The organism is Allobosea sp. TAB14, assembly GCF_052113865.1.
Lineage (GTDB): Bacteria > Pseudomonadota > Alphaproteobacteria > Rhizobiales > Beijerinckiaceae > Allobosea > Allobosea spartocytisi.
This window is the reverse complement of record NZ_JBFRDQ010000342.1, coordinates 1-1,953: the sequence shown is the minus strand read 5'-3', so window position 1 is coordinate 1,953 and position 1,953 is coordinate 1. Positions and strand designations below refer to the sequence as shown.

Annotated in this window: 3 protein-coding genes; 1 reads left to right on the top strand and 2 read right to left on the bottom strand. The window is 62.7% G+C overall.

Translation table 11 applies throughout. From position 1 onward, the window contains the following. Positions 1-48: 48 nt before the first annotated feature. Together AB4Y99_RS27425 and AB4Y99_RS27420 are read right to left on the bottom strand one after the other, a co-directional pair. The gene (locus tag AB4Y99_RS27425) at positions 49-765 is read right to left on the bottom strand and encodes a Crp/Fnr family transcriptional regulator (RefSeq protein ID WP_441525568.1); all 717 of its coding nucleotides are present in this window, start codon (positions 763-765) and stop codon (positions 49-51) included. Positions 766-852: 87 nt separating this feature from the next. Continuing rightward, a complete protein-coding gene (locus AB4Y99_RS27420) occupies positions 853-1,038 on the bottom strand; it encodes a hypothetical protein (RefSeq protein ID WP_441525567.1) in 186 nt (61 codons plus the stop codon). 90 nt (positions 1,039-1,128) lie between these two features. On the opposite strand from AB4Y99_RS27420, the gene AB4Y99_RS27415 reads away from it, so the two are divergent. Next, positions 1,129-1,953: DUF72 domain-containing protein (locus AB4Y99_RS27415; RefSeq protein WP_441525569.1), on the top strand; the 825-nt coding region annotated here is incomplete at its 3' end.

The window sequence follows — 1,953 nt, the reverse complement described above, 5'->3', positions numbered from 1 at the left end:
GGAAAAGGATCGAACACAGGCTTACGACCCATTTGTCGCTGATCTCCGTCAGATCCGAAAACTCGCATCCGCTTGAAATCCGCCATTTGCCGAATGGTGCCGGTCAGGAGAGCGCGGCTGTGAAAAGGCGGCAAGCCCCCTGCTGTCGATGATCTGGATGCGCGCTCGCGACAAGCGGATCAGGCGCTCACCCTCAATGACATGGAGCGCGACCGTCACGCCGGACCGGCGCACGCCCAGCGTATGGGCGAGATCGTGATGAGTGATCGGAATGATGTCGCTGGCCAGGGCCTCGCCGCAGCGGTTGATCCAATGCGCCACGCGCCGCTCCAGCGACAGCGCCACCGTGCGAGCCGCTTCGTCGAGGTAACGGCCAGCGGCGCGCAGGGCATGAAACATCAACCGTGCGCGTAACCCGCCATCCTCGCGCAGGAGACGCCGCAAGGTCTGGGGAGCCACACAGATGAAGTTGCCGGATTTCAGGACCTTCGCGGACATATCCGCGAACTCCGGAACGAACAGCCTCTGGATGCCGATAGCATCGCCGCGGCTGCCGAAGCCGATCTGAAATCTCGTCTGCCCGCGCTGAAGCATCAGGGTCGTGATGCCGTCGATCGGGAAATAGATGGCATCGTCGAGCGGAAGCTCAGCACCGGCCTCGAAGCGGACACGTCGCGCCACCGGCGCCAGCAGAACATCCAGGCTTCGTTGCCGCGTCTCATCGATCTCGGCGCTTCGGGAGCTTTCCCGATCGCGGGCATTCATAGGCGCCTCCGTTGGGAAGCGGCAGCGTCACCGGAACGAGACCCGGTGGCACTCACATGGGTTAGGTAGCAAAACCGGTTCGGCCTCTCATCCCGGCGGCTTCGCGATGCAGAATAAACGCAGCGCGAAACGAATAGGTTCAATCGTCCGGTCGAAGCTTTCGGACAGGCCCAGGCGAAGCGCATAGACAGTCTTTCCGTGCGGGTTGCGGACCGAGACGCCGATCGGCCGGCTGCCGCCATCATCCCGGATCATGTCGCGAACCGCCTTCACAGGGTGCCGGCATCCAGTCCCTGATTGGCCGCGAACGAAACCGTCGCCGCGACGTTGGCTGGAAACCAGCACCAGCGGGAGCAGCGTTCGATGCGGAAGAAGGACCGGCAGGAGAAGAATATCCGGATCGGGCTATCCGGCTGGACCTATGCTCCCTGGCGCGGGCATTTCTATCCGAAGGGACTGGTGCAGAAGCGGGAGCTGTCCTTCGCAGCCGATCGGTTTCCGGCGCTGGAGGTCARCGGCACCTTCTACGGTCTGCAGAAGCCTGAGGTGTTCGAGCGTTGGGCGCAGGCCGTACCGGACGATTTCCTGTTCGCGATCAAAGGCTCACGCTACATCACCCATGTCCTGCGCCTGAGACAGATCGCAACGCCGCTGAGCAACTTCATGGCATCCGGCCTGCTTCGTCTCGGCCCCAAACTCGGGCCGCTACTCTGGCAATTCCCGCCAAGCTTTGGTTTCGACGCCGCAGTCATGGAGGATTTCCTGCAGCTGCTCCCGAAGAACACACAGGAAGCAGCCGCGCTCGCCCGTCGGCACGACACGCATCTCGATGGCCGAGCCTGGGTCGAAACCGATGCGAAACGTCCGCTGCGACATGCGATCGAGATCAGGCATGACAGCTTTCGCGATCCCGTCTTCGTCGATCTGTTGCGCCGCTACGGGGTTGCGCTGGTCTGCGCGGACACGGCCGACTGGCCGCGCCTCATGGATCTGACCGCTGATTTCGTCTATTGCCGGCTGCACGGCTCCAAGGAACTCTATCGATCCCGTTACGACGAACCTGACCTCGAGCGCTGGGCTGCGCGCATTCGGGCCTGGCGTTCAGGACAAGCGATGCGAGACGGCGATTTCGCAGGCGACCCCAAAAACGCCACCGATCAGCCGCGCGACGTCTTTCTGTTCTTCGAC